Annotated in this window: 23 protein-coding genes; 9 read left to right on the top strand and 14 right to left on the bottom strand. The window is 64.4% G+C overall.

Annotated features, from left to right (window positions below; all coding sequences use genetic code 11):
* The first annotated feature begins 34 nt into the window (after positions 1–34).
* From ACXJKE_RS17155 to ACXJKE_RS17140, 4 genes are all read left to right on the top strand, one after another.
* Positions 35–937 (top strand): LysR substrate-binding domain-containing protein, encoded by a 903-nt coding sequence (locus tag ACXJKE_RS17155; protein ID WP_457281802.1) that lies wholly within the window; start codon positions 35–37, stop codon positions 935–937.
* Positions 938–1,022: 85 nt separating this feature from the next.
* Positions 1,023–2,030, top strand: coding sequence for a Bug family tripartite tricarboxylate transporter substrate binding protein (locus tag ACXJKE_RS17150; RefSeq protein ID WP_457281801.1), 1,008 nt, complete (start codon positions 1,023–1,025; stop codon positions 2,028–2,030).
* 214 nt (positions 2,031–2,244) lie between these two features.
* Complete coding sequence (locus ACXJKE_RS17145) at positions 2,245–3,327, top strand: asparaginase (protein WP_457281800.1); 1,083 nt, start codon at positions 2,245–2,247, stop codon at positions 3,325–3,327.
* Between the two features lie 3 nt (positions 3,328–3,330).
* A complete protein-coding gene (locus ACXJKE_RS17140; protein ID WP_457281799.1) occupies positions 3,331–4,323 on the top strand; it encodes a succinylglutamate desuccinylase in 993 nt (330 codons plus the stop codon).
* A gap of 22 nt (positions 4,324–4,345) precedes the next feature.
* On the opposite strand, the gene ACXJKE_RS17135 is transcribed toward ACXJKE_RS17140, so the two are convergent.
* Positions 4,346–4,864: a flavin reductase family protein gene (locus ACXJKE_RS17135; protein ID WP_457281798.1), complete on the bottom strand. Its 519-nt coding sequence runs from the start codon at positions 4,862–4,864 to the stop codon at positions 4,346–4,348.
* A 203-nt stretch (positions 4,865–5,067) separates the two neighbouring features.
* Between ACXJKE_RS17135 and ACXJKE_RS17130 the strand changes: the two genes are divergently transcribed.
* Entirely contained in the window at positions 5,068–5,814 is a 747-nt protein-coding gene (locus ACXJKE_RS17130; RefSeq protein WP_457281797.1) for a M14 family zinc carboxypeptidase, read from the top strand.
* A 26-nt stretch (positions 5,815–5,840) separates the two neighbouring features.
* Here the strand turns inward: ACXJKE_RS17130 and ACXJKE_RS17125 are convergent, their stop codons facing one another.
* The 10 genes from ACXJKE_RS17125 to ACXJKE_RS17080 form a co-directional block, all read right to left on the bottom strand.
* Entirely contained in the window at positions 5,841–6,659 is an 819-nt protein-coding gene (locus ACXJKE_RS17125) for a M55 family metallopeptidase (protein ID WP_457281796.1), read from the bottom strand.
* Positions 6,656–7,738: a DmpA family aminopeptidase gene (locus tag ACXJKE_RS17120; RefSeq protein ID WP_457281795.1), complete on the bottom strand. Its 1,083-nt coding sequence runs from the start codon at positions 7,736–7,738 to the stop codon at positions 6,656–6,658. Before ACXJKE_RS17120 ends, ACXJKE_RS17125 begins: the two co-directional genes overlap by 4 nt.
* An 18-nt stretch (positions 7,739–7,756) precedes the next feature.
* Positions 7,757–8,653: a glutathione ABC transporter permease GsiD gene (gene gsiD, locus ACXJKE_RS17115; RefSeq protein ID WP_457282082.1), complete on the bottom strand. Its 897-nt coding sequence runs from the start codon at positions 8,651–8,653 to the stop codon at positions 7,757–7,759.
* Positions 8,654–8,721: 68 nt separating this feature from the next.
* Positions 8,722–9,642 (bottom strand): glutathione ABC transporter permease GsiC, encoded by a 921-nt coding sequence (gene gsiC / locus ACXJKE_RS17110; protein WP_457281794.1) that lies wholly within the window; start codon positions 9,640–9,642, stop codon positions 8,722–8,724.
* 42 nt (positions 9,643–9,684) lie between these two features.
* Positions 9,685–11,235: a glutathione ABC transporter substrate-binding protein GsiB gene (gene gsiB, locus ACXJKE_RS17105; protein WP_457281793.1), complete on the bottom strand. Its 1,551-nt coding sequence runs from the start codon at positions 11,233–11,235 to the stop codon at positions 9,685–9,687.
* Between the two features lie 82 nt (positions 11,236–11,317).
* Entirely contained in the window at positions 11,318–13,219 is a 1,902-nt protein-coding gene (locus ACXJKE_RS17100) for a dipeptide ABC transporter ATP-binding protein (RefSeq protein ID WP_457282081.1), read from the bottom strand.
* A 26-nt stretch (positions 13,220–13,245) separates the two neighbouring features.
* Positions 13,246–14,256, bottom strand: a complete 1,011-nt coding sequence (locus ACXJKE_RS17095) for an isoaspartyl peptidase/L-asparaginase family protein (protein ID WP_457281792.1) — start codon at positions 14,254–14,256, stop codon at positions 13,246–13,248.
* Complete coding sequence (locus ACXJKE_RS17090) at positions 14,253–15,212, bottom strand: MurR/RpiR family transcriptional regulator (RefSeq protein ID WP_457281791.1); 960 nt, start codon at positions 15,210–15,212, stop codon at positions 14,253–14,255. Before ACXJKE_RS17090 ends, ACXJKE_RS17095 begins: the two co-directional genes overlap by 4 nt.
* Positions 15,213–15,537: 325 nt before the next feature.
* Positions 15,538–15,840, bottom strand: a complete 303-nt coding sequence (locus ACXJKE_RS17085; protein WP_457281790.1) for a hypothetical protein — start codon at positions 15,838–15,840, stop codon at positions 15,538–15,540.
* Between the two features lie 98 nt (positions 15,841–15,938).
* A complete protein-coding gene (locus ACXJKE_RS17080) occupies positions 15,939–16,505 on the bottom strand; it encodes a flavodoxin family protein (RefSeq protein ID WP_457281789.1) in 567 nt (188 codons plus the stop codon).
* 96 nt (positions 16,506–16,601) lie between these two features.
* On the opposite strand from ACXJKE_RS17080, the gene ACXJKE_RS17075 reads away from it, so the two are divergent.
* Entirely contained in the window at positions 16,602–17,051 is a 450-nt protein-coding gene (locus ACXJKE_RS17075) for a VOC family protein (RefSeq protein WP_457281788.1), read from the top strand.
* On the opposite strand, the gene ACXJKE_RS17070 is transcribed toward ACXJKE_RS17075, so the two are convergent.
* Complete coding sequence (locus ACXJKE_RS17070; protein WP_457281787.1) at positions 17,020–17,655, bottom strand: LysE family translocator; 636 nt, start codon at positions 17,653–17,655, stop codon at positions 17,020–17,022. The two genes, ACXJKE_RS17075 and ACXJKE_RS17070, sit on opposite strands and share 32 nt — an antisense overlap.
* Before the next feature lie 18 nt (positions 17,656–17,673).
* Positions 17,674–18,195 carry a hypothetical protein gene (locus ACXJKE_RS17065; RefSeq protein ID WP_457281786.1) on the bottom strand — a complete coding sequence of 174 codons (522 nt, stop codon included), beginning with the start codon at positions 18,193–18,195 and terminating at the stop codon, positions 17,674–17,676.
* 98 nt (positions 18,196–18,293) lie between these two features.
* Between ACXJKE_RS17065 and ACXJKE_RS17060 the strand changes: the two genes are divergently transcribed.
* Positions 18,294–19,244 carry a helix-turn-helix transcriptional regulator gene (locus ACXJKE_RS17060; RefSeq protein ID WP_457281785.1) on the top strand — a complete coding sequence of 317 codons (951 nt, stop codon included), beginning with the start codon at positions 18,294–18,296 and terminating at the stop codon, positions 19,242–19,244.
* A 15-nt stretch (positions 19,245–19,259) separates the two neighbouring features.
* Here the strand turns inward: ACXJKE_RS17060 and ACXJKE_RS17055 are convergent, their stop codons facing one another.
* Positions 19,260–20,612 (bottom strand): D-amino acid dehydrogenase, encoded by a 1,353-nt coding sequence (locus ACXJKE_RS17055; protein ID WP_457281784.1) that lies wholly within the window; start codon positions 20,610–20,612, stop codon positions 19,260–19,262.
* Between the two features lie 107 nt (positions 20,613–20,719).
* On the opposite strand from ACXJKE_RS17055, the gene ACXJKE_RS17050 reads away from it, so the two are divergent.
* The gene (locus tag ACXJKE_RS17050; RefSeq protein WP_457281783.1) at positions 20,720–21,652 is read left to right on the top strand and encodes a LysR family transcriptional regulator ArgP; all 933 of its coding nucleotides are present in this window, start codon (positions 20,720–20,722) and stop codon (positions 21,650–21,652) included.
* Between the two features lie 199 nt (positions 21,653–21,851).
* A complete protein-coding gene (locus ACXJKE_RS17045; protein WP_457281782.1) occupies positions 21,852–25,922 on the top strand; it encodes a PAS domain S-box protein in 4,071 nt (1,356 codons plus the stop codon).
* Positions 25,923–26,114: the final 192 nt, after the last annotated feature.

The raw sequence follows: 26,114 nt of genomic DNA, 5'->3' as shown, positions 1-26,114 counted from the left end.
ACCATTGCATTAAATCCCTGGACAAGGTGCTGCTGTGGACCATAAATGGCTGGAAGATTTCATTGCACTGGCGCGAGAACGCAGTTTTTCTAGAGCGGCAGAGCTTCGCCATGTGACGCAGCCGCAGTTTTCGCGCCGTATCCGCGCGCTGGAGTTGTGGGTGGGCGCCGACCTGATCAATCGCGCGGTGATGCCTCTGGCCCTGACGGCCGCCGGGGAAGAGCTGCTGCCGGTGGCGCGCCGCGCAGCGGCGGGCCTTAACGATGCGCGCTCCCGCATCCGCCATGCACGGGGCGGGCTGGACTGGGTCACGTTGGCAACAGGCCGCACGCTCTCACGCAGCGCCGTACCTGACTGGCTCGCACGCGCCAAGCGCGGGGCCGGGGAGTTTCGCTTGCGCATTCTCACAGGCTCCATCCATGAAGGCGCCACGGCCCTGGAGCAGGGGGCTGCTGATTTCCTGCTGTCGTTCACGCATCCGCGGCTGCCGCTGTTGCTGGACGAACAGACGTTCGAAGGACTCGCGCTGGGCACCGACGAACTGGTGGCCGTCAGCGCACCGCGCGCCGATGGCCAGCCGCAGCATGCCCTGCCCGGTACGGCCCGCAGGCCGGTGCCGGTACTGGGTTATGCGCCTACGCTCGCGCTTGGCCAGATCCTTCAGGACGGGCTCAGCCGCAGCGCGCGCGAGCTGCATCTGCACACCGTGATCGAGTCTGACTTCGCCGAGTCGCTGCATGAGCAGGCCTTGCAGGGCGTGGGACTGGCCTGGCTGCCGCGCGGACTGGTCGAAGGCGACCTGCGCAGCGGAAGGCTGGTCGAGGCGGACGGCAAGGGCGTGACGGTCCGGTTTGAGATCCGCCTGTACCGGCCGCGCAGCCCGCGCAATGAATTGGTGCAGCGCATCTGGTCCGCCAGCACGCCGGCTGCTTCCTGAATCCAGGTCGCATGCGCCCATGCGTGATACGCATGGGCCGCGCAGGGGCGGCTCCTAGACTGGCGCCATCAACAAGGAGCGCGCCATGCCAGGAATGTTTACCCTCAATCGCCGCGGCGTGAGCCGCACACTTTGCCTTGCCGCCGCAGGGCTGTTGGGTTTGCCGGCTGCCTGGGGCCAGGCCTGGCCTGCCGGCAAGCCCATTTCGCTGGTGGTGGGCTACCCTGCCGGCGGAAGCGTGGACCTGGTGGCGCGCATCATCGCCGAACCGCTGGCCAAGCGCCTGGGCACACCCGTGGTGATCGAGAATATCGGCGGCGCCGGTGGAACCATAGGCGCCCAAAAAGTGGTCAGTGCCGCGCCCGACGGCTATACGCTGCTGCTGGGTTCGGGCAGCGAAATCTCGATTGCCAAACTGTTCAACGCTGCGGTCAAGTACAACGGTGAAACCGACTTGAGCCCGGTCGGGCTGATAGGCGTCACGCCCATGGTCTTTGTGACCAACACCAAGACCGGCGTCAAAACCATGGAGGAAGCGATTGCCAAATCCAAACGCGAACGCAACCAGCTGAGCTTTGCCTCTTCGGGCATAGGCACGCCGCTGCATGTGTCGGGAGAGCTGATCAACCTGATGGCTGGCACCACCTTCCGCCATGTGCCGTATCGCGGCGCAGGACAGCAGCTGCAGGACTTGCTGGGCGGCAATATCGAGTTCAGTGTCTCTGTGCTTTCCTCCGCGCTGCCACACATCGAGTCCGGCAAGATGATCCCCTTGGGCGTCACCACGCCGACGCGTTCGCGGGCTGCACCACAAATCCCTGCACTCGGCGAGAACCCCAAGCTCAAGGGTTACGACATGAACGTCTGGTTCGGCCTCTTCGGGCCCGCCAAGCTGCCGGCGCCCATGGTGGCGCGCCTGAACAAGGAGCTCAACGAAATCCTGCGCGAAGAAGCCGTTTGGCAAAAGCTCCAAAAAGCCGGCATCTCCAATGACGGCGGCACGCCACAGGCGCTCACGGCCTTTATCCGGGCTGAAACCCAGCGCGTGCGCAACGTGGTCAACAAGGCAGTGGCGACCGGCGCTACCTCGTAAGTCGTAAGCGGGAATTCACCCAAACCCATGCGGTGCCGTTGAAGCTGAAGCCGCGGGGGCCGGGCCGGGACAACGGCGGCAGGCCCACAGAAGACCCTGGCTCGCCATGATCTGTATTTGTTAATCGCGAAGCGTGCTGGCCAGGCCCCTCCGGAGCACTGGCGGGGCTCTGCACGCCGAGCAATATTTTTAGCCCGACACGGAGGGAATTGTCATGCACTTATCTGTCATATCAATGTTGCGCGGGCTCGCCTGCGGTCTGCTATTGCCGCTTGCTGTTTCGGCTTCGGCGCTGGCCCAGGAAGTGAAGAAACCTAACGTGGTGCTCATCGCCACCGGCGGCACGATTGCCGGCGTCGGAGCATCGAGCACCAACATCGGCGCCTATCAGGCCGCTGTGGTTGCTGTCGACAAGATCATGGCCGCCGTGCCGGAAATCCAGACTATTGCCAACGTCAAGGGCGAGCAGATCTTTCAGGTCGGCTCACACAACCTCACCAACGACCGCCTGCTCCAACTGGCCCGGCGGGTGTCTGAACTCCTTCGGTCGGACGAGGTTGATGGCATCGTGATCACCCATGGCACCGATACCCTGGAAGAGACCTCGTACTTTCTCAACCTCACCGTCAAAAGCAGCAAGCCGGTCGTGATGCTCGGGTCCATGCGGCCCGGCACGGCGCTCAGCGCAGATGGGCCGCTTAACCTCTACAACGCGGTGGCGGTCGCCGGGAGTAAAGAAGCGGTGGGAAAAGGGACTTTGGTGGTCATGAATGACGAGATTCACAGCGCTCGCGATGTCACTAAAACCAATGCCACCCGGGTTGACACCTTTAAATCTCCCTACGGTCCGCTCGGTCTCGTGATCGAAGGTCAGGCCAGGTTCTACCGTGCGCTGATTCGCCCTCATACGGTGCAGAGTGAATTCGACATTGACAAGATACAGACTCTGCCGCAGGTCGACATTGCTTATGGCTATCAGAACATGAACCGTGCGGCATACGACGCGTTGGTCGCATCCGGGGCCAAGGGCATCATTCATGCGGGTGTCGGCGCGGGAAGCGTTCCTGAGTACATAGCTGGCCCGCTTAACGAGATTCGCGCCAAGGGGGTGTTTGTCGTTCGGGCAACCCGCACCGGCAGCGGTGTAGTGATTCGGAACAATTCGGTGAAGGATGACGTCAATGACTGGCTCGTTGTTGACGACCAGAATCCCCAGAAGGCCCGAATTCTTCTGGCCTTGGCCTTGACGAAGACAAGGGACACCAAAGAGTTGCAGAAAATCTTCTGGCGGTACTGACACATGAAACGATCAGGAAGCGATCAAGCGAAGTCTGGCGAAGTGATCAGGAAAGCCCATGCGGTGCAGCTTCAGCCGCCCGGGTTGTCATTCTGGGCGGCCTCTTCCACAGGGGTGGCGCATGTGCAGGAGCGCACTTCAACCGAAGCCGGCCCGGAAGTGCTGGTGACGGCGCTGGTGCATGGCAACGAATATTCGGGCGCCTGGGCGCTGGACGCGTTCCTTCTCAGCGGGCTGCAACCGCGGCGGGGGCGCATCACCGCCGTGTTCTGCAACACCGAGGCCTTCATGCGGTTTGACACCCGTAAGCCCGACGCCTCCCGTTTTGTTGACGAGGATTTCAACCGCGTGTGGTCCGCTGATCTTCTGGATGGCCCCCGGCGCAGTACCGAGCTGCTGCGCGCGCGCGAAATCCGGCCGTTTGTGGACCGGGCCACCCATCTGCTGGATCTGCATTCCATGCATGAGCCCGGTGGCGCTTTGCTGGTGACGGGCATGCTGCCGCGCAATATTGCTTTTGCGCAAAGCCTGGGTACCTCGGGCCAGGTGGTCGTTGATGCCGGTCACGCCGATGGTGTCCGTATGCGGGACTACGGCCCGCTTGGCGACGAAAACGGCGACCGCATTGCCCTGCTGCTGGAGGCCGGCCAGCACTGGGAACTGGCGTCGCTGCAGGCGGCGCGCAACGTGCTCATGCGGTTTCTGGTGTGTGCGGGTGTGATTGACCGCGGCGATGTGCCGCCTGGCTGGTTGCTGCCCGATGCGCCGCCGCCGCCGCCCGTGACGGTGACGCATCGCGTGGTTGCGCGATCAATGGACTTTGCCTTTGTGCAGGACTTTTGCGGCGGCGAAACCATACGCCATGCCGGCACGCCGATTGCGCATGATGCGGGCGAACCGGTGGTGACACCCTACGACGACTGTGTGCTGGTCATGCCGTCGGTGCGGCAGTTGCGGCCCGGTGTGACGACCGTGCGGCTGGGCCGGCTGGGCTGAACACGGCCTGCGCAGGTGCGGTTTACAGCGGATGCTCGGTATAAAACTTGCCGCCGTGAAACAGCAACGGCGCGGCTCCCGCGCGGTGGGTGCAGCGCTCCACTTCGCCCACGAAGATCACGTGGTCCCCTTCTTCGTACCGGCTGCGGTTGAAGCACTCGAAAGTGGCGGCTGCGCCTGTCAGCAACGGCGCGCCGCCGACACCCTCCGTAAACAGCACGCCTTTCCAGCGGTCTTCGCGCCGGCTGGCAAAGCGCTCGGCCAGCTCTTTCTGGTCAGCCGCGAGGATGCTGATGGCGTAGTGTGATCCGGTGCTGAGCGCGGCCATCGATCCGGCCGCCTGCGCCAGGCTCCAGAGCACCAGGGGCGGCTGCAGCGATACCGAGTTGAAGGAGTTGGCGGTCAGCCCGACCAAGGCGCCTTGCGGCGTCCGTGCGGTGACGATGGTGACCCCGGTGGCAAACATGGCCAGCGAAGCCCGGAACTCCCGCTGGGAGAAGCTGGGGCTGCTCGCTTTGCGGGGGATGGCAGGGGTCAGCATAGAAGGGTAATTTAACCGAAGCGGTACAGGCGTACCCGCGTCAGGGTTTAGGCCGCATCTTGCGAGGGACTGGCGGCCCGGCAGTTAAACTGGGTGCCATGCCATTTTTTCGTTCTGCAGCCTGTTTTTTTGCTATCTATTTAATAGCTGCTGGCGCTCGTGCAGATTCACCTTGCGCCGATTACTCTTCCAAACTCCCGAATGTGAAGCGTGAGCTGTGTGAGGCGGCAGAACTGCAAGCTTCGGGGACGCGTTCGGTTGACGGCCGGGTGCTCTGGGTGCGTGACGTCAAGCCCGAGCAGCCCGGCTTGCGTGTGCTGGTCGTCGGTGCGATTCACGGCGACGAGTTGTCCTCAGGGGCCGTGGCGCTGCACTGGATCAGGCTGGCTTCCCAGCCGCCGCTGGACTCGCCCCAGGCGATCCACTGGCGATTCGTTCCTGTCCTCAATCCGGACGGCGTGCTTTCCAGGCCGCCTCGCCGTACCAACGCACATGGTGTGGATTTGAACCGCAACTTTCCCACCCCCAATTGGGAGCGCGACGCGAAGGTTTACTGGGAAAAGCGCACCGGCAAGGACCCGCGCCGCTGGCCTGGGCCCAAGCCGCTGTCCGAGCCCGAGTCGCGGTTTTTGCATGAGCAGATGCAAAGCTTCAAACCCAACCTGATCGTCAGCATTCATGCGCCTTACGGCGTGCTCGACTTTGACGGCCCCTCAGTACCGCCCTCCAGGCTGGGGCGCCTGTACCTTGACCAGGTGGGCATCTTTCCCGGCTCACTGGGCAACTATGGCGGTGTGCACAAGGGCGTGCCGGTGGTCACCATCGAACTGCCCAATTCCACCCGCACGCCGCTGGATGCCGAGATGCGCCAGATGTGGCTGGACCTGCTGCGCTGGATGAGTGAGCGGGCCGTGGGGCAGGGCGCGGAACACGCGCCGCGCGTGCCTTAGAACCCGTTTGGGCCGCGAACAGCTTCCTAGCGCAGCATGCTCGACATGGCCGACAGGCTGTTGACCATGCGCACCGCGGTCTCCACCGTGGGCGCGTCAAAGCCGACTTCATCCCCGTCCAGCCGCTGCAGCGCCGGCCACTGGCAAAACAGGTCCGCCAGCGCCGGCGACTGGGTCTGGATGCGTACAGCGACAGGGCCTTTCAGCACATAAGGGCGGGCTGAGCCGTATTGCGCCAAGGCCGTGGCAACGCCAACGCGGATGGCGCTGCAGGCCTGGGCCGGGGAAAGGCTGATGCCGCTGGTCTGGCCGGTTGCCCGCTTGGTTTGCACGAAGGTGGCGTGCGGAAACAGTGGGCGGTGTTCTTCGATGAACACATCGTCGCCGCTGGCCATCACCACCGGCACGCCGTACTCGCCGGCCAGCGCGCCGTAAATTCCGGCTTCGCCCAGTTCAAGGCCGTTGAAGTACACGCGTGCAAAGGCAAAGCTGTTGATGGTGTGCGCCAGAATGCCGCGGCCTTGCGCGCGCGAGTGGTAGCCGATCATGCAGACGGCGTTCACGCCGTCCTCGACGCCGGCCATCATGCTCAGGTAGCGCGGCTTGCCCATGACGGCCTGGGCGCGTGCGTCCAGCAGGTCGGGCGGCATGTTGCGAAAACTTCCGTGTGAATCGTTGACCAGCACCTCGGTGGCGCCTGCATCGAAGGCGCCGGCGATGGCGGCGTTGGCCTCGTGCGTCATCAGCAGGCGGGCGCGTTCGTACTCGGGGTTGCCGGCGCGCACCTGTTCGTGGTGAAAAACGCCGGCAACGCCTTCGATGTCGGTGGAGATCAGGACTTTCATGGGGGATCCGCTGAAGGTGGAAATGAAAATGAGGATGAAGCGGGCCAGCCGGGCAGCAGGTCGGCCAGCGCGCTCCGGTGGTGGCCGTTGCGGCCGGTCACGGCGCGGGCCTGCCACAGGGCATGGATGATGGCCTGCTCGGTGCTGTCGGCAACGGCCTGAAACAGCGGGTCAATCAGGCCGTCATGCAGCATCGCCACGCCCGGCATGGGCCTGGCGGTTTGCTGCGGCACGGTGTAGGCAGTGGAAAAAGCCAGGGCGATGTCGCCGCTGCCGTGGCCGAACACCGAGCCGGTGCGGGCCAGCCCGGCGCCGGCGCGCAACGCCAGCCGGCGCAGCTGGCGCGCGTCAAGCGGTGCGTCGGTAGCAATCAGCAGGATGATGGAGCCTTTTTCGGGCTCTGCCGCTTGCGCCCGATGTGCCACCAGCCGGGCGCCAAGGGTCTGGCCCGCCAGAATCAGTTGCGGCAGCTGGCCGTAGTTGGCCAGCACCAGCGCGCCGACGGTGTGCTCGCCGCCCCCAAGGGCCGCTACGCGGCGCGAAGCCGTGCCTATGCCGCCCTTGAGACCGAAGCTCGACATGCCGCGACCGGCGCCGACCGAACCTTCCTCCACCTCCACACCTGCCTGTTCGCAGGCCTGCAGGTAGTGCTGTCCGGTGACAGCCATGCGCTGGATGTCGTTGAGAAAGCCGTCGTTGCATTCAAACACCAGCGGGTTGACCGTTGGCAGGCTGCGCCCCGTTTCGGGGTTGGCAGCAACGCACTGGTGGATCTGCGCCGTGGCCACGGCGGCGGCCGAAAAGGTATTGGTGAGCGCAATCGGCGTTTCCAGCACGCCGAGCTCCTCGACCTGCATCAGGCCCACGCTCTTGCCGAAACCGTTGAGCACGACAGCCGCTGCCGGGACCCGGTCACGGAACAGGTCGCCTGCATGGGGGCGTACCACCGTCACACCCGTTTGCACCTCGTTCGCGTCCAGCGTGCAATGGCCCACGGTGACGCCGGCTACATCGGTGATGGCGTTGCGCTGCCCGTGCGGCAGGCTGCCGATGTGGGGCAGCAGATGGCGGGGTGTCACGACGCGGCCTTGCCCCGGTTACTGGCGGTCAAGTTTGGGGTCCAGCGCATCGCGCAGGCCGTCGCCCAGCAGGTTGAAGGCCAGCACGGTCAGGAAAATGGCCAGGCTGGGAAACAGCGCGATATGCGGCGCATTGAGCATGTCGGCGCGCGCCTCATTGAGCATGGCGCCCCATTCCGGCGTGGGCGGCTGCGCGCCCAGGCCCAGGAAAGACAGGCTGGCCGCCGTGATGATGGAGGTGCCGATGCGCATGGTGAGGTACACCACTACCGAAGACACCGTGCCCGGCAGCAGATGGCGCAGCATGATGACCGAGTCGGGCGCGCCTATGGAGCGCACCGCCTCGATGTAGGTCTGGTGCTTGAGCGAGAGCACATTGCCGCGCACCAGGCGCGCAAACGCCGGCACGCTGAACACAGCCACAGCCATGATCACGTTGATCATGCCGTTGCCCAGGATCGCGACGATCCCGATGGCCAGCAAGATGCCGGGAAAGGCAAACAGCACGTCGGACATGCGCATGACGATGCGGTCCCACCAGCCTTCGTAGTAACCGGCCAGCAAGCCCAGCAGCGTGCCGATCACGGCGCCTACGGCCACCGAGACCAGGCCCGCGGCCAGGGAGATGCGCGCGCCCATCAGGATGCGGCTGAAGATGTCGCGCCCCAGCGCATCCACGCCGAACCAGTGCTTGGCTGATGGCGGCGTGTTCAGCGCGTCGTAGTCGAAGAAGTTCTCCGCATCAAAAGGCGTCAGCCAGGGTGCGAACACGGCTACCAGCACCAGCAGCAGCACGAAACCGCCGGCCACCAGGGCAACGCGCTGGTTCTTGAATTTCCGCCAGAACTCGGAGGCAGGCGTGCGCACGGCAAGGGCGGCCATGGGTACGCCGGTTTCTGCGCCGGGTTGCTCCATGGCGAGAGGTGCGCTTTCCGGAGGCAGAGGTTCACTTGCGATGGCAGCGTGTGGGTGTTCGGTGGTAGTCACTTGAAGCGGATGGTCGGGTTGATGATGGCGTAGAGCAGGTCCACCACCAGGTTGATCAGGATGAATTCGAGCGAGAACAACAGCACCAGCGCCTGGATCACGGGGTAGTCCCGCATCTCTACCGCGTCCACCAACAGCCGGCCCATGCCGGGCCAGTTGAACACGACCTCGACGACGATGGAACCGCCCAGCAGGAAACCGAACTGCAGGCCCATCATGGTGACCACCGGGATCAGCGCATTGCGCAGCGCGTGCTTGACCACCACCACGGTTTCGGACAGGCCCTTGGCGCGTGCCGTGCGCACATAGTCTTCCTTGAGGATGTCGATGAAGGAACTGCGCGTGAAGCGCGCCATCACGGCCGCCACACCCGCGCCCAGCGTGAGGGACGGCAGGATGTAGTGCCGCCACGAGTCGGCCCCGACGGTGGGCAGCCAGCCCAGCTGCACCGAAAAGAGTTGCATGAGCAACATGCCCAGCGCGAACGACGGAAACGAGATGCCCGAGACCGCCAGCGACATGCCCAGCCGGTCGGGCCAGCGGTTGCGCCACACGGCCGATACCATGCCCAGCACCAACCCCAGCAGCACCGACCAGCTCATGGCCGCAATGGTGAGCCAGAAGGTGGGTGCGAAACGCTCGGAGATCTCGGTGGCCACGGGCCGCTTGGTGCGGATGGACAGACCGAAGTCACCCTGCAGCGCGTGGCTGAAAAAGCGCACAAACTGCTGCGGCATCGGCAGGTCCAGCCCCAGGTCGCGCCTTACCAGCTCCACGGTTTCGGGGCCGGCATCGGGTCCGGCGGCCAGGCGTGCCGGGTCGCCGGGCAGCAGGTGCACGAACAGGAACACCAGCACGGCCACGATCAGCAGCGTCGGCAGCAGGCCCAGCAGGCGCTTGAGGAGATAGAGGGTCATGCAGGAGCGGGTTTCTTCAGATTGCTGTTGCTGCGGCCGGGGTTACTTCAGTTCCACGTCGTCGAAGTTGAAGCTGCCGTCCGGAATCACATAAAAGCCGGCCAGGTTGCGCGCACGCACTGACAGCAGTTTCTCCGTCACCAGGAAGGCCCAGGGTGCGTCTTTCCAGATGCGCTGCTGGGCGTCGGTGTACAGCTTCGCCTTTTCAGCGCCGCTGGTGGTGACCAGCGCCCTGGCGATGTCGGCGTCTACTTCAGGGTTCTTGTAGTAGGCGGTGTTGAACATCTTGGGCGGCAGGGACTCGGAGGCCAGCAGTGGGCGCAGTGCCCAATCGGCTTCGCCGGTGGATGACGACCAGCCCACGTAGTACATGCGCACCGGAGCCGTTGCGGGGTCCTGCGCGCTCTCCACGCGCTCCACGCGCTGACCGGCTTCCAGCGCCTGCACCTGTACCTTGACGCCGACCTGGGCCAGCTGCTGCTGCACGAACTGGATCACCTTCTGCGCGGTGGTGTAGTTGTAGGCTGACCACAGGGTGCTTTCGAAACCGTTGGGGTAGCCGGCTTCCTTCAGCAGCTCGCGCGCCTTGGCCGGGTTGTAAGGCCAGGGGCCCAGCTTGGCGGCGTATTCCACACCGTGGGGTACCACGCCTTCGGCGGGAATCGCATAGCCCGAGAACACCACCTTGACCAGCGCCTCCTTGTTGATGGCGTAGTTGATGGCTTCACGCACCTTCGGGTTGTCGAAAGGCTTTTGCTGCGTGTTCATCGAGAGGTAGCGATGGATGATGGACGGCGCGCTCGTCACCTCCAGGCTCGGCTTCTTCGACAGGCTTTCCACCGTTTCGGGCGGCATCGGGAAGGCGAAGTGCGCTTCGTTGGTCTGCATCATGGCCGCACGCGTGTTGTTGTCGACCACAGGGCGCCAGGTGATGCTGTCCACCTTGGGGTAGCCCTTTTTCCAGTAGCCTTCCCACTTGGCAACTTTCAGGTAGTCGGTGGCCTTCCATTCGACGAACTTGAAGGGGCCTGTGCCCACGGGGTTCTGCGCAATGCCCTTGCTGCCGTACTTGGCCAATGCCGCGGGCGAAATGATCACGCCTGAGGGGTGGGCCAGCGTATTGATGAAGGGCGAGAACGGCTCCCTGAGGGTAAAGCGCGCGGTGGTGGAGTCCACGGCCTCGACCTTGGCAATGTTCTTGTAGAGGTTGTAGCGTTTGAGCTTGTTGTCGGGATTGGTCACGCGTTCGAAAGTGACTTTCACGGCCTCTGCATTGAAAGGCGTGCCGTCATGAAACTTGATGCCGGACTTGAGCTTGAAGGTGTAGACCAGCCCGTCCTTGCTCACCGTGTGGCTGTCGGCCAGCACCGGCACCATCTTCATGTCCTTGTCGAAGCCGTAGAGGCCCTGATAGAAAGATTTGGCCACGGCCTGCGACAGCGTGTCGTTGGAGTCATACGGATCGGTGCTCGTGAAATTGGACTGGACGGCCACGACCACGTCTTTGGCGGCATGGGCCGGCGCGGCGGCAAGACCTGCCAGGCCGATCAGACCGGCCAGCGCGGCAGTGAGGGTGGAAAGACGCTTGTTCATGAAAAACTCCTTGAAAGGAAACGAGGGGTAAGCAAGAGGGACGAGAAGACAAAACGGAGAGGCGGCGGTGCAACGGGTGGGGTCAATAGGGGCCTCCCACCGAATGCCGAGCCACGAAATGCCCCGGCGCCACCTGGTGCAGCGGCGCCACTTGCGGCGCGTCGCCCACGGCGCGTATGGGGCTGGGAATCTCGTCGGCCATGAGTTCGCGCACGGCGCTGCGGCGGGCCGGGTCGGCAACCGGCACGGCGGCCAGCAGGCGCCGGGTGTAGGCGTGTTGCGGGTTCTCGAAAACGGCGCGGCGCGGGCCGATTTCCACGATCTGGCCCAGGTACATCACGGCCACGCGGTGGCTGATACGCTCGACCACCGCCATGTCGTGCGAGATGAACAGGAAGGCGACGCCGAATTCCTGCTGCAGGTCCAGCATCAGGTTGATGATCTGCGCGCGGATCGACACGTCCAGCGCCGACACCGCTTCGTCGGCGATCACCACCTTGGGGTTGAGCGCCAGTGCCCGCGCAATCGCCACGCGCTGGCGTTGCCCGCCGGAGAATTCGTGCGGATAGCGATGGGCCGCTTCGGCCGGCAAGCCCACCTTGCCCAGCAGCCAGCGCACGCGTTCCTGCGCCTCCTGGGGTGATGCGAGCTTGTGTATCAGCATGGGTTCCATGACCGAATAGCCGACCGTCAGCCGGGGGTCAAGCGATGCAAAGGGGTCCTGGAACACGAACTGGATATCACGGCGCAGCGCCTGCAGGGCCCGGCCCTTGAGCGCCGAGATGTCGCGCCCCGCGACCTCAACCTGCCCGCTGTTGAATTCCAGCAACCGCGCCAGCGAGCGGCCCGTGGTGGACTTTCCGCAACCTGATTCGCCCACCAGCGACAGCGTTTCACCGGCCTTGAGTTCGAAGCTGAGCTGCTCCACTGCATATACCTGCCGGCGCACGCGCCCGAGCAGGCCGCCCGCCAGCGGAAAACGCGTGACCAGGTCCTGCACCTTGAGGACAGGCGGCAAGTCATGGCGCACGGTGCTTGCGGCGCTGAAGGGTTGGCCGCCTTCGTCATCTTTGCGCTGCGGCGCACCCGGCACCGCAAAGCGCGCCGGCAGGTCCTGCCCGTGCATAGCGCCCAGCCGGGGCACCGCTGCCAGCAGGGCCTGGGTGTAGGGTTGTTGCGGCCTGGCAAAGAGGCCGGCGCAGTCGCCTTCTTCGACCTTGTCGCCGCGGTACATCACGAGCAGGCGGTCGGCAATTTCGGCCACCACGCCCATGTCGTGGGTGATGAAGATCACCGCCATCGCCAGCTCACGCTGCAGCTGCTGGATCAGCGCGAGGATCTGCGCCTGGATGGTCACGTCCAGCGCCGTGGTGGGTTCGTCGGCGATCAGCAGCGTGGGCTTGCAGGCCAGCGCCATCGCAATCACCACGCGCTGGCGCATGCCGCCCGACAGCTGGTGCGGATGGCGTCCCAGCACGTTTTTGGCTTCCGGAATGCGAACCAGGTCAAGCATGCGCAGCGCTTCGGCCAGCGCTGCCTTGCGTGAAAGCCCCTGGTGCAGGCGTATCGATTCGGCGATCTGCTCGCCCACCGTGAACACCGGGTTGAGCGAGGTCATGGGCTCCTGGAACACCATGGCGAGGTCGGCGCCGCGCAGGCTGCGCATCTGCGATTGCGAGGCCTGCGCCAGGTCAAGGCGCTCGCCGTTGCGGCGCGTCAGCCACATGCTGCCGTTGCCCAGGCGGCCACCGCCTTGCTCCACCAGGCGCATGAGGGCTAGCGATGACACCGATTTGCCGGAGCCTGATTCACCCACGATGGCGAGCGTTTCCCCGGCGTCGACGTGAAAGCTGAGGCGCCGCACCGCATGCACGGTGCGCTGTTCGCTGGCAAAGCTCACGCTGAGGTCATTGACCTCGATCACGCGCTGGCGGCCGGCAGTGGGCGTGCCCTGTGCGCAGGGCACCGTACCGGCGCGCGTCATGTCATCCAGGAGTCCGGGCAAAGCAGTCATGCGGCGCTTTCGTCGGCTTCGCCTGCGTAAATGGCGCTCACCGGCGCTTCGCCCACGCGGGCCCAGCCGCGGTACATGCCTTCGGTGTTGAAGGGAAGGCTCAGGTTGCCCTGTGCATCGACGGCAATCAGGCCACCCCGCCCGCCTAGGGCCGGCAGCACGTTCATGACCACCTCCCGGGCTGCCGCATCCAGCGGCATGCCGGCATAAGCCATGCGCGCGCAGATGTCATAGGCCGCTGCGGCGCGTATGAACATTTCGCCCGAGCCGGTGCAGGAAATGGCGGCCGTGCGGTTGTCGGCATAGGTGCCGGCACCTATCAGGGGCGTGTCGCCCACCCGGCCGGCGCGTTTGTTGGTCATGCCGCCGGTGGAGGTGGCGGCGGCCAGGTTGCCAAGCGCATCCAGGGCCACGGCGCCCACAGTGCCGAATTTGCGGCCTTCGTCCAGGGGCGCAGCGCCGGCTGCGGGCGAGCGGAACACCAGCGCCGCACCGTCGTGATCCAGCACCGCTTTATCGGTGGCGAGCGCGCGCCGCAGCTGCTCGCGGCGTGCATCGGTAGAAAAATAATCGGGTGAAACCATCTCCAGCCCCTGCTCTTCGGCAAAGGCTTCGGCGCCGGCCGCAACCAGCAGCACATGCTCGCTGCACTCCATCACGGCACGCGCTGCGCGCACCGGTCGGCGTACACGGCCAACGCAGGCCACCGCACCGGCGCGCAAGGTAGCGCCGTCCATCACCGCAGCGTCCAGTTCATGGGTCTCGTCGTGGGTGAAGACAGCGCCATGCCCGGCATTGAAGAGCGGGCAGTCTTCGAGGAGCTCCACCGCGAGGCTGACCGCATCCAGTGCGCCGCCGCCGCCGGCCAGCAATTGCTGCGCGGGCCGCAGGATGCCCTGCAGGGCGGCGTGATAAGCCGCGTTTTGCTCTGCACTGATGTGGCTGCGGCTCATCGTGCCGGCGCCGCCGTGGATGGCAATAAGGGGAAGAGGCCTGGACAGTGTCACTTGGAAGCCTTTGGCAATTTCGGTGGGGTGCGGGCCTTGCGGAGGGCGGGCGCTGCAGCATCGGCATCAGGGCGCAGCCGTTCGGCATGGTTGCCGTGCAGCCAGGGCAGCACCGACTCGGCCAGTTGCGTTGCCGCCTTGAGCGAGCCTTTGGCGCTGTGGGCGACCGCGCTGCACAAAGCTTCGATCAAGGCCAGGACGGTGGCTTCGGAGTTCGCAAAATACTGGCTCTCGGTATGGGCGTACAGCGCGACGGTGGCCAGCGGCGCCAGCGGCGACGTTACGCGGTCCGTCAGCGCCAGCACCGGCACACCGGCATCGCGTGCGCGGCGCGCCAGCAAGATGGTGTCGCCGAAATAGCGCGGGTAGGCAATGGCGATCAGCAGGTCCTCGGGCTTGAGGCGCGCCAGCACGCGCGCGCCGTAGGACGAGCTCTCGATGCTGGCCAGGAGCTGGACGTTGTCGCAGTAAGGGTCCAGCGAGCGCTGCAGCAGCCCGCCCAGCCAGCTGCTGCTGCCAAAGCCGGCAATGTAAATGCGCCGTGCCTTCAGGATCGCCGCCACCGCCTGCTCGCAGCTCTGGGCATCCAGCGACTGCCGTGTCAGGTCGATGTTGTGCAGGCTTTGCGCCAGGGCGGATGAAAACACGTCGGCCACCGTGGCGGAATGCTCCAGCTTGTTGCGCAGCTTCTCCACCGGGGCCAGCGTGGCTTCGAAGCCCAGCACCAGCGCGGCGCGGAACTGCGGATAGCCGTCAAATTCCAGCGCCCGGGCGAACCGGTTGGCGGTGGCCACCGAAACCCCCAGCGTGGCGGCCAGCTCGTCGATGGGCATGGTGGCCGCTTGCAAAGGGTGGGCCAGCACATAGTCGGCCATTTGCCGGTGCGAGCGGGTCAGCGTTGGCAACAAACGCCCAATACGCTGTGCCATTGAAGGGTTGCCAGGGAATGTCGCCATCAGGATTGGAAGTAAAACTGGATGTATATAAATTTACAAAACAATTCATGATAACGAAATTTTTGATCATTTCAAATCAAATTCAGGCACTGTGATGCGTTGTAGGGGGGCGATGAGGGCCGTGTCGTGGCGCGGGGTTTCAGGCTTCGGCGCCGGAAGGCTGATGCGGTTCAGTACGTCATTGTTTAAGTCAATAGGGCTTGCGGCGCCCATGGGTCATGCGCAAGCAGCTATTAAAACAATAGCACTAAAGGGTGACTGTGAGTTGGGAAGCAGCGATGCGCCCGGGTGAGGGCCGCCACCGGGAGGGCCATCTGGGCTTGCGCTAGGACTTGAGCTTCTTGTAGGCGCGGCCCATTTCAGGGCCCTTGCTGGTGTCTTTCAACCCCCGCCGCAGATCGCGCCCTGCTTGTTCGACTTCGGCACTGGATTGCCCGCCCGTCATGTCAACGGACTGGTCGCGCTCGTGAGGCAGTCCCAGGCTGGCCTCGACGGAGGTGTCTTTGGGCGAACCCGCCTGCTCAGGACGTGAGCTCTGGACGCGCGGAGTTTTCGCCGGCATGCCCTTGCCCGAGACGGGTTGCTCCAGGGTGTTTTGCCGTGCGGCAGCGGATTTGGAAGATGTCATGGCACCTACTGTCGGCCCCGCCCCCCGGCAGGGCTGTCAGCCCGAAAAGGCAGCGTTTGTAGGAAACGGCCACCTTGCCTGCGCGAAGCCCGCGCGGCTCAAGCGGCCAGGAACGTCGCGGCTTGTGCCGTGGCGGCGGCATCGGCTTTGACGGCGTCGGGTGGCCCGCCTTTGCCCCACAGTTCGCCGCCGTAGTTCATGGCCATGAACTGCGCGCAGAGCCTGATTGAGTCCACCATGGGCTGCGCTTTGGCGCGGTCGCCGCTGGTGGTAATCAGCCACAAGGTTTTTTTCGCCATCTCGTCCTTGAAGGGCAGGCCGGGCACGCGCATCCAGGCGCTCCAGTGGTCGAGGTAAATCTTCAGCGGCGCCGGAATGCTGTACCAGTACACCGGGGCCACAAACACAATGTCGGTGGCGTCCATCGTGGCGTCCAGCAGCATCTTCATGTCGCCTTCCGGCATGGCGTACTGACCCGTGGTGTGGCGCTGATCGACAAACAGCGGCATCCGCATGCGGGACAGGTGATGCCAGGCCTGGGGCGTGCCGGCCGGCAGTGCGGCGGCGGCTTGCTGCGCCAGCCACTCGGTGTTGCCCAACGCACCGGGCTCGCGTGTGGAGGTGGCAAGAAAAAGAAATCGGGGGTTCGGATTCATGGCGGCCATGGTACTGGCTGATGCAGGCCTTTGCTTGTACAGGGTCTGGGTACCGCGTGCCAGAATAAAGCGATAAAACGCAGCCTCACTGGAGCCTTCCTCGCCATGATCCATATTCGCGACATCGACCACATCGTCCTTCGGGTCACAGATCTGCAGGGCATGCTGCGCTTTTACCAGCAGGTGCTGGGCTGCAGCCTGGAACGCCGGCAGGACGAAATCGGCCTGGTGCAACTGCGTGCCGGGCGTTCGCTGGTGGATCTGGTGCCGGTGGATGGCACGCTGGGCCGGGCCGGCGGCGCGGCTCCAGGCAAGGAGGGCCGCAACGTCGACCATGTGTGCTTTCGTGTCGAGCCCTTCGACGCGGAGGCCATTCGCCGCCACCTGGCGGCCCACGGCGTTGAGGCAGGCAAGGTGGAGTCGCGCTATGGCGCCGAGGGCGAAGGGCCTTCGATTTATCTCAACGACCCCGAAGGCAACACTGTGGAACTCAAGGGGCCGGCATGGCCCGAGGGCGCCAACCCTAAAACTGCCGCCAGCCCTGCCACGCCGTGAAGCATGCGCCGGCGATCAGCACGGCACCCACGGCGCGCGCCATGGCAACACTGGCGCCCGGCCGCTGCGCCAGCCATCGCCGGGTACCCGCGGCAGCCAGCGCCAGCGAACCGTATACGCCGCTTTGGGTAATGGCGATGATCAATCCAAGCGCCACAGCCTGAACCCAGAGCGAGCCGTATTCCAGCCGCAAAAACTGCGGAAAGATGGCCAGCATGAAAAGGTAGGCTTTCGGGTTGAGCAGGCAGGTGAGTGCGGCTTGCCGGAAGGTGCGCCACGGGGACGGCGGCTCGATGTCGGGCAAAGCGCCGAAAACAGACGTGCTGCGCATCAGTGACCACCCGATCCAGGCGATATACAGGCTGCCCGCCACCAGCATGACATTGACCATGCCCGGAACCAGTTGCAGCAGAATGCCCAGCCCCAGCGCGCCTGCCACGACGTGGCAAATACCGCCCGCCACAATGCCCGCGACGGCGAAGAGGCCGGCCCTGCGCCCGCCGGTCAATGAGCTGGCCATGACGAACGCCATGTCCATGCCGGGCAGGATGATGATGCCCAGCACCATGAGGAAAAACAGCCAGAGGTGTGCGAAGTGGTCCATCAATGAGCCTGTTTGTTTCTAGCGGTGTACCGCGTGGTAAGCGGGGCGTGACAGGCTCATCACCCAATTGGTTTCCCAGTGGCGGCCGCCGTCTTCCGAAAAGGCCTGTTCCCAGCGGGCGTGGGTAGGTGTGATGCCGGACCAGGTGAAGCGAACCCGCACGGGCCGGCCTTCATGGCTGTCGTTTCCCTCAAACCGGCCTACGCCGTCGGCAAACGAACCGGTCACCGGCGGCTGCAGCAGGCCGTTGTTGTGGCTGACCCAGTAAATGCTCCACAACCGCGTTTGCGGATTGAAAAACCGCAAGGCCATGCCGATGGTTTCCTTGTTTTCGGTGACAAGGTCGTTCATGTTGCCGAGCCCGCCCAGCAGCAGCGCGCCGTCCTGCACGGCTTCGAAACTTTCCCAGTCGGTACAGCCCTCCAGTCGCCGGCGCAGACGCTTGTTGCTGACCAGCCAGCGCCCGGTGATGAAATTGAAATCGTGGCGCCCGTCGGCGAGCTCGGCAAGGTCCGGTGTATGAGTCAGGGTGGTGGTCATGGCTTGAAGTGCTTGTGGCACCGCAGTGGATATGTGAAAACCAGTCTAAAAAGGTAATAGGGCTGTTTCGGCCCTAATTAAGCGGTAGACTTTTCACCATGTATTCCCCCACCACGCGCGTGCTCACCGTCCTGGAACTGCTGCAGTCCCACGGCCGGCTGAGCGGTGCCGAGCTGGCGCGGCGGCTGCAGGTGGATGGCCGTACCCTGCGCCGCTACATCGCCAAGCTGGAAGACCTGGGCATCCCGGTGGTGGCTGAGCGTGGCCGCTACGGGTGCTACGGCCTGATCGCCGGCTTCAAGCTGCCGCCGATGATGTTCACCGACGACGAAGCGCTGGCCCTGTCGCTGGGCCTGCTCGCCGCGCGCGGCCTGGGGCTGGCTGAGGCAGCGCCTGCCGCGGAAAGCGCGCAGGCCAAGCTGGAACGCGTGATGCCGTACCAGCTGAAAAACCGCGTCCGTGCGCTTGGTGAAACCGTGACGCTGGACATGCGCCATGCGGTGGCCCCCGGCGACAACACGGCGTTGCTGGCCTTGAGCACCGCAGCGCATGGCTGGCAGCGTGTGCACATGGCGTACCGTTCAGCCGACGACGATGTCACCGAGCGAGACTTTGACGCCTACGGCCTGGCATTTCGCCGCGGCCGCTGGTACGTGGTGGGCTGGTGCCATCTGCGCGGGGCGCTGCGCTCATTCCGCCTGGACCGTGTGCAGGAAGTCCGGCCGCTCAATGTGGTGTTTACGCCGCCGGCAGATTTCAACGCCGCGCAGCATCTCGTCCTGGGGCTGGCCACCATGCCGCGCACAAACACCGTGCGCCTGTTGCTGCACACCGATTTGCAGACGGCGCAAATGGAACTCCCCGACAGCATTGGCGTGTTCCAGCCCAGTGACGAAGGCGTGCTGCTGCACAGCCAGACCGACCACATCCCGTGGTTCGCCAGACAGCTTTCGCGGTTGCCATTTGCTTTCGAAATCCAGGAGCCACCTGCGCTGCGCACCGCGCTGCGCGACCACGCACAACGCACGCTGGACCAGCATGCGGCCTGAACAGGCAGGTGCGGATCAGGCGGTTTCAGGTTCCAGGCTGCCGCGCGCTCGGGCCAGCCCATAAAAACCGAAATCCATGGCCGGAACCTCCCCGCAGATCAGCTCGGCCATGGCCTTGCCCGACCCGGCGCCGTGCGTCCAGCCCAGTGTGCCATGTCCGGCATTCACCCACAGGCGGCCGACTTTGGTCTTGCCGATGTAGGGAATGTTGGTGGGCGTGGCGGGACGCAGGCCGGTCCAGAAATTCGGCGTACCGCCCTGTTCTTCAAGGCGGGTGTCGCACACGCCCGGCAGCACTTCTTCGATGCGGTCGGCCAGCATTTTGCAGCGCGCCCTGGCCAGCGGTGTGTCCAGCGAAAGGTCGTAGCCGCCGACTTCGATGGTGCCGGCCACGCGCAAGTGATCGCCGAGGCGGCTCATGGCGCATTTGACCTCGTCGTCAATGGTGCTGACGAAGGGCGCAAGTTCCGGCTTGAGCAGCTTGAAGGTGGCGCTGTAGCCTTTGCCCGGATAGATCGGCAGGTCAACGCCCACCGAGCGCAACAGCGGCGCCGTGTACGAACCGCAAGCCACCACGATCTCGTCGGCCTTGAGTTTCATGACGGGACTCTCACTGCTGCCCGGCACGGTGCGTGCCCGGACGGCGACCGACTGGACCGCTCCACCGGACTTTTCCAGTCCTTCGATGTTGTGTTCGTAGAGAAAGCGTACGCCCTTGTCGGCGCAGCGCTGTGCCAGCGCCTGGGTGAAGACGCGCGCGTCGCCGCTTTCGTCGCTGGCGGTATAAGTGCCTCCCACGATGCGGTGCGCAAATGCCTTGAAGGCCGGCTCTATGCCCAGCAACTCGGCCGTGCTCACCACGCGGCGCGCCACGCCGTACTTCTGCATCAGCGCCGCCGCTTCACCGGCGGTATCGAACGACTTCTGGTCGGTGTAGTAGTGCGCGATGCCGCGCTCCAGCCGGTTGTATTCAATGCCGGTGGCCCTGACCACCTCCTTGAGCGCGATATGGCTGTAAGCGCCGAGGGCCACCAGCTGCTGCACGTTGCGCTCAAACGCGGCGTCGTTGCATTGCGACAGAAACTGCAGGCCCCAGCGCCATTGCTGCCAGCCATCGCCGAAGGGCAATTGCGGCCGGAACAGCAGGGGCGCATCGTTGCGAAACATCCATTTCAGGGCCTTCAGGGGGGCGTCCTTGTTGGCCCAGGGTTCGCAATAGCTGACCGAAATCTGTGCGGCATTGCCAAAACTGGTTTCCAGGGCGGCTCCGGGCTGCCGGTCCACCACAGTTACCTCATGGCCGCGCTCCAGCAGGTGCCAGGCAGTGCTGACGCCGATGATTCCCGCTCCCAAAACCACTACTTTCATACAAGCCCCTTTACAGCTTTCAAGTGTGAAGGATGTTGCTTTCAATTAATAGAAAAATTAAACTATCAGTGAAAACATCAGAACAACTAATACAAAGGAGGCTCTGCATGAGCACTTTTGATCCGGATGCGCTCGAATGCCTGGCAGCCATCGTGGAAGAGGGCGGCTTTGAGCGGGCGGCCCAGCGCCTGTCGATCACGCAGTCGGCGGTGTCGCAGCGCCTGCGTGCACTGGAGGCCCAGGTCGGCACCGTGCTGATCGTGCGCAGCAGGCCGCTCAAACCTACTTCAGCCGGTCAGCTGCTGCTGAAACACACCAAGATGCTGCGCCTGTTGCGTGCCGACCTTGAGCGCGACCTGAAAGAGCTGGCGCCCAGCTCGCTTGGTGGTGCGCGTGAGGAAGAGCGCATTTCCATCGCCATCAATGCCGACAGCATTGCCACTTGGGCCCTGCCGGCGCTGACCGACCTGGCGCAGCAGGGCCTGCCCATGGAGATCATCCATGACGACCAGAACTTCACCCACGAGTGGCTGCGTGAAGGCCAGGTGCTGGGCTGCGTCACCACGCTCAAGCAGGCGCTGCGCGGCTGCAAGGTGGAACCGCTGGGCGCGATGCAGTACATCGCGGTGGCCACGCCGGAGTTTGCGCAAAGGCGGCTTGGCCTGGGCGGGAAGCAGGATGCAGCCGCCCTGACGCAGTACAACTTTCGCGATGTGCCTTTTATCGCGTTCAACCGCAAAGACGAACTGCCGGTCGATTTCGTCGGCAAAGCTTTCGGGCTCAAGCGCGTCACCCTCAACCAGCTCTTTGTGCCGTCATCGGAAGGCATGGTCAGGGCGGTGCTGGCGGGCTGGGGCGTCAGCGTGGTGCCGCGCCTGCTGGCGCAAGGACTGATTGATACAGGCCAGCTCGTCAACGTGGCGTCCAGCTACACCTTGCCCATCCAGCTCTACTGGCATTGCTGGAACCTCGAGTCTGAAGTGCTGGACGCGCTCACCGCCGCACTCAAGCAGTCTGCAGCGCAGTCGTTGGTGACCTGATCACACGAGGCGAGCATTGCGTGATGGCCGCGCATGACTGGCCGACGGGGACATCAGGGCGGCCGTACGGTGTCGCTGTTTCACTCGCTGACAAAGACAGGCAGGGGAGTAATCCCATTTACAAAAGGCAGCGGCTTCCGCACACTGTGACCTGATGCGCGCTTGGCGCTGCATTGCAGTGAAAGGCACGAGGTAACGAATGCTGGGATGGCTGGGGCTGCGTACCCGTCTGGTTTTGCTGGTGCTGCTCGCGCTGCTCCCGCTGTTCGGCTTGCTCGCGTATTACGCCGAACAAGGTCACCGGACTGCGCTGGAACATGCGCAGGTTGACCTGCAGGCCCAGGTCGCGCTGCTCGCCACACACCAGCAGCGCACGGTGGACAAGGTCCATGAGCTTCTCAACGGCCTGGCCAGTGCGCCTCATATCAAAAGCCGCGAGCCCGGACTGTGCGGGCAACAGCTTAAAAATATCCATCGGGAGCACCCCGAGTTCACCCATGTGGGCGTTGCTGCGCCGGACGGCCGGCTGGTCTGCAGCTCACTGGGCCTTCTTCCCGGCAGTATCCAGGAAGACGACCGGCCATTTTTCCTGCAAATCATGGCCGGGCAGCGTTTTGCCATCGGGACTTACGGCATTGGCCGCAGCAGTGGCCTGCCGGGCCTGATCTTCGCCATACCGGTCCACACCGATTCCGGCGCCATGGGCGGCGTGGCCTTTGCCTCCCTGGGCCTGAAGGCGCTCGCAGAACCCTTGACCACCGCGTCCATGATGCCGGGTGCAAGGCTGACGGTGCTTGACCGGGATGGCGTGGTTCTGGCTGTTTCCCCGCAGGCGCCTTCCTGGCTGGGCCGGCAGCACCCGGATTCCGCCGTACGCCAGGGAGTGCAAACTCGCCACTTGGGCGTACTGCATGCGCCTGATGCGCAGGGAAGCCAGCGGGTCTACGCTTTTGCGCCGGTTCCCGTCGAAGGCCGCGATGGGCTATTTGTGGCGGTCAGTGTCCCGCAGGAAATCATCGGCGCGGAAAGCCGCGACAACCTGCTTTCGGAGCTGGCGGCCTTGCTCGCCGTGGCCGTGGCAAGCGCAGCCTGTGCGTGGTGGATGGGCAACCGCCTGATCGTCAACCCGGCCAAGGCGATTCTGAAAGAAGCTAATGAGGTTGCAGAGGGCAATCTCGGGGCGCGTGTCAGGCTGGGTCCGTTGTACCAAGGGGAGCTTGGCGATATCGGGCAGACTTTCAATCGCATGGCCGGCTCGCTTCAGGCGCGGCAGGAAGAGCTTGATGCCGCGCTCAGCCGTGTGGACAAGGAGCGCTCCCTGCTCGACCTCATTCTCAACAGCATGAGTGAGGGTGTAATCGCAGCGGACACCGAAGGCCGCTTCCTGGTGTTCAACGCGACGGCCCGCAAGCTCTTCAATGCGGCTACACCGGGCCCTGGCATGCGGGTCGAGGAATGGCGGCGCAGCCATGAGCTACTGATGCTTGACGGCAAAACCCACTTGCCGGAAGCTGAACGGCCGCTGACACGCGCTGCCCGCGGCGTCAGTACCGACAACTGGGACCTGCTATTTCGCAGGCCCGGCGCCGAAGACCGGGTGCTCCGCATGAGCACCCGGCCCTTACGCGGTGACGACGGCACGCTGGTGGGTGGCGTCGCGGTGTTCAACGACATCACCAAAGCCAAGGCCGCCGAAGAATTCGCGAAGGCACAGGAACAGGTGCTGGCACTGATTGCCGGGAGCGCGCCCCTGCAGCGCTCGCTCGAAGCCGTGGTGCAATTAATTGAGACGAGTTCCCCGGACAGCCTGTGCTCGATCCTGCTGCTGGATGGCCAGCACCTGCGCCTGGGTGCAGCGCCCAGCCTGCCGGACAGCTACAACCAGGCCATTGAAGGCTTGCCGGTTGGTGAAGGGGTGGGCGCCTGCGGTACCGCGGCGTTTCGCAACGAGATGGTCGTGGTGGAAGACACCCAGCTGGATCCGTTGATGAAAGACTATCGCGAACTCCTGGCCACGCACAACCTGCGCGCCTGTTGGTCGCATCCCGTGGTGTCTACCACTGGCGAGCCGCTGGCGACGTTTGCCATCTACCACCGCTATCCGTGTGCCCCCCAGGCGCACGACCTGGAGCTGATCGCCACCGCGGCGCGGCTGGCCGGCATTGCGCTGGTACGTGCCCGCGCCGAGGCGGCGCTGGTCAGCAGCGAAGCGCGCTTTCGTGAGCTTGCAGAAAACATCAACGACGTTTTTTACAACGTGGATCCCCGCTCGGGCCAGCTTCTCTATATCAGCCCCGGCTATGAGAAGGTGTGGGGGCGCAGCCGCGAGAGCCTGTATGCCAACCCCCTGTCATATGCCGACGCGGCGCTGCCGGAGGATCAGCCTTTGCTGAAGCTCGCCAGGAAGCGCAACCGAACCGGCGAATCCTCCGACATCGAATACCGCATCCTGTCCACGGACGGCAAGCTCCGGTGGATACACGACCACTCCTATCCGGTGCTCGATGCGTCGGGCGTGCTCGAACGTGTGGTGGGCACCGCGCGCGACATTACCGACCGCAAGCTTGCCGACCTGGCGCTCGCAAACACCAACCGGGCCCTGCAGATGCTGAGCCAGTCCAGCATCGCCATCAACCGGATCGAAGACGAGGAGGCCCTGTTGGCCGAAGTCTGCCGTGTCGCCGTCGACGTGGGCAGCTACCGCATGGCATGGGTCGGGTATGCGCAGAACGACGAAGCGCGCACCATACAGCCCATGGTGCACGCCGGTAACGAGGGTGGCTACCTGACGGTGATCCGCTTGACCTGGCGCGATGACCAGGTCACGGGCCAGGGCCCCGCGGGCCAGGCCATTCGCACGGGGCTGCCCCAGCAAAGTGGCGACATCGGTCAGGCTGAAAATCACTTCTACTGGCATGCCGACGCGATGAAGCGAGGCTACCGGAGCGCGGTCTGCCTGCCCTTGCGCGAAGGGGGCCGCAGTTTTGGTGTGCTGTGCCTTTATTCGGCCGAAGCGCAGCACTTCACCCCTGAAGAAATCAAGCTCCTGCAGGAGCTTGCCGACAACCTGGCATTCGGCATCGTCAGCTTGAGAGAACGGCTGGAGCGCCAGCGCAGCCAGGAGGCGGCGCGCCAGGCCGCAGTCAAACTGCGCGAACAGGCCTCGCTGCTGGACAGGGCCCAGGATGCCATCATGGTCCGCAACCTGGACCGGACCATACGTTTCTGGAACAAGAGTGCCGAACGCCTTTACGGCTGGACGGCCGAAGAAGTGCTGGGAAAATCGATGGAAGAGTTCATGTACGAGGATCCCCAGGTGCTTGTGGACGCCATGGCCCGCACGCTGGCCAATGAAGGGGACTGGACCGGTGAACTGGAGCAGCACGCCAGAGATGGTTCAACGGTGGCCATCGAAGCACGCTGGACGGTGGTGCGCGACGAAGAAGGCAAGGTCAACGGGGTGCTCGGCATCAACACCGATATCCGAGAACGCCGGCGTGCGCGTGAAGAAATTTTGCGGCTCAACGCCAGCCTGGAAGAGCGCGTGCAGCAGCGCACCGCGCAGCTCGAATTTGCCAACAAACAACTGGAAGCGTTTTCCTATTCCGTGTCCCATGACCTGCGCAGCCCGCTGAGTGCCATCGACGGATTCAGCGACCTGTTGCAGCGTGCCATGAACAAGTCCGACAGCACACCGCTGTCGGAGCGCAGCCGGCATTACCTGGCGCGCATACGGGCCGGGGTGGGGCAAATGGGGGAGTTGATCGATGCGATGTTGACGCTGGCACAGGTGTCGCGCTCAAGCCTGCGCTGGGAGCCGGTCGACCTCAGCGCGCTGGTCCAGGGCATCCTTGATGGCTACCGTGAACGCGAGCCCGAAAGGCCGGTGGATCTCCATGTTGAAGCGGGTTTGACGGGGCAGGGTGACCCGCGCCTGCTCATGCAGTTGCTGGACAACCTGCTGGGCAACGCCTGGAAATTCAGCGCCAACCAGGAGCGCACCGAAATCACCTTCGGCCATGAGATCGGGGAAGACGGAGAGACGGTTTATTTTGTCCAGGACAAGGGCGCCGGCTTTGACATGGCCTATGCGGAGAAGCTGTTTGGCGCGTTCCAGCGCCTGCATTCGCTGTCGGAGTTCGCCGGCACCGGCATTGGGCTGGCCACGGTGCACCGCATCGTGGCACGGCATGGCGGGAAGGTCTGGGCCCAGTCAGCACTGGGGCAGGGCGCCACGTTCTATTTCACGTTGGGTGAGAGGACTTTGTAGTACCCCCGTCCAGGCTCACTGCGTGTAGCCTGTTCCCCCCTCAAGGGGGCGGCGCCTGGGGCCGGCGAAGCCGGGCCCTCGGCCCCCATTGGTGAAATACCTCCATCACTGGCCGTATTCACCGAATCTTCAAGCCAGCATGAGCCGCGGAACCGGCTTTGCCGGGCCGCAGGCGGGCGGCCCCCTCGGGGG

The organism is Polaromonas sp. P5_D5, from assembly GCF_054049435.1.
The sequence above is the reverse complement of the archived record's forward strand: the minus strand, read 5'-3'. Positions and strand labels throughout refer to the sequence as shown.